Raw genomic sequence first — 1,613 nt, forward strand, 5'->3', positions numbered from 1 at the left:
CTGCAATCTGCGACGCTGTGGGTCGTAGGTGTAGAACGTCTCAGCACCATTGCAGTACTTCAAGTATGTACGCTGCTCAAACTTGTCATAGCCGATCTTGCTCACATAATCGTAGCCGTATGACTTGTAGCCATGAACCTTTTCAAGCTGACCACCGAGATTGTAAGAGTAAGTAATCTTTTCCTCATCAGGATAGATCATCTCCAATAGACGGTTGTGGCTGTCGTAAGTCCATTGCGTCACGTAGGTTGCTATCGCCTGGTTAGGCACAATCATCGTGCGGCGGGGCTTTGTCACCTCGCCCATCTTGCCATAGAAGTATTCGATGGCACCTGTTCCATCCTCACGGAGCATCAAGCGACCGATACGGTTCTGAGAGGCGTTGCGGCCACCGTAGTAATACTTCACGTTGTTCTCCGGATGATCTGGGTAGTTGATACCCGTCAGACGCTGATAGTCGTAATCGTAGGTGATGAACTTGCCTTCCTTTGCAAGGTTGGCAGTCTGCTTGGTCAGCACATTGCCGAGAGCATCATAAGTGAAACTTGTGATGCCGCTTGCAGGATGGTTCACCTCGGTACGGCGGTCACCCATGTCGTAAGTAGAGGTCGTCACATTGCCCTCCGTGTCGGTAACACGAACAAGACGCTGTATGCCATCATACTCAAACGAAGTGGTAATCTCACCGTCAGGACCGCTCTTCTGGATGGTCTTTAAGGTCTTGCCACTGCCATTGGTATGGGTAGCCTGGACATTATGGAGTGCGTCTGTTACGGTTGTAACAAGTGCATGACTGCTATTGTCAACAGTATAGGCCGTAGTTGTCGTAGAGTTGTCAGACAATGTCACTGAGGTAGCACGGTCGAGCACGTCATAAACAGTAACCGTTGGAGATACATTGTCAAATGACTTGTTGAACGTTGATTTCGATCCAGTTCCTTCCGTTGTTGGATAGAAAGCTTTTGCCACACGTCCGAAAGCATCATACATGTTTCTACCACTGACAATCATTACGTTCTCATCCTTGGCAGAGCTTCCCTTGGATGCACTTGTCACAACACCGTCCTTCTTCACCTGCACGGCTCTTCCGAAACCGTCAACGAATGTAACGGTCTCCAAGTCATCGTTAGGGTGCTGGATGTCGTAGTGCTTGGTCACTGCGTATGCAGGAGCGGTAATGCCACTCTCATTGAATGTAGCCAAAGGCTGATATTCAAAGGCGATGGCATAAGGCACGCCCGTAGCCAACTCATTTGGACCACGCACGCCAGTAATGCGACCGAGGTCGTCAACATCAGTCTCATAGTAGAAGTTGTTGAGGTCACGATGCTCCTTGGCTATACCATAGCGATAGTCAAAATTGCCTTGCTCGCTGCGGTAGCCCCACGCATCGTCAATACGCTCAACATACATGTTCATCTCAGGCTCATAGCGGTACTTGTACCACATACGCTGTCCCTTGCCGTTGGCAGGGAGAGTCTTCTGGATGATGTTGCCGTAAGAGTCGTACTTGTAATCAGTAACTGCCGCACCGTCATTCAACTGCTGTGTAATCTGCGTGATGTGGTTGGCGTAGTTGGTATTATACTTCGCCGTCACATGGTGGTAAATCG

Annotated in this window: 1 pseudogene; it reads right to left on the minus strand. The window is 49.5% G+C overall.

Going from position 1 to position 1,613, the window contains the following annotated elements:
- Positions 1-1,613, minus strand: a pseudogene (locus tag DW917_RS16810) (RHS repeat protein); the annotation flags it as partial.

Source organism: Prevotella sp. AM42-24, from assembly GCF_003461825.1.
Taxonomy (GTDB): domain Bacteria; phylum Bacteroidota; class Bacteroidia; order Bacteroidales; family Bacteroidaceae; genus Prevotella; species Prevotella hominis.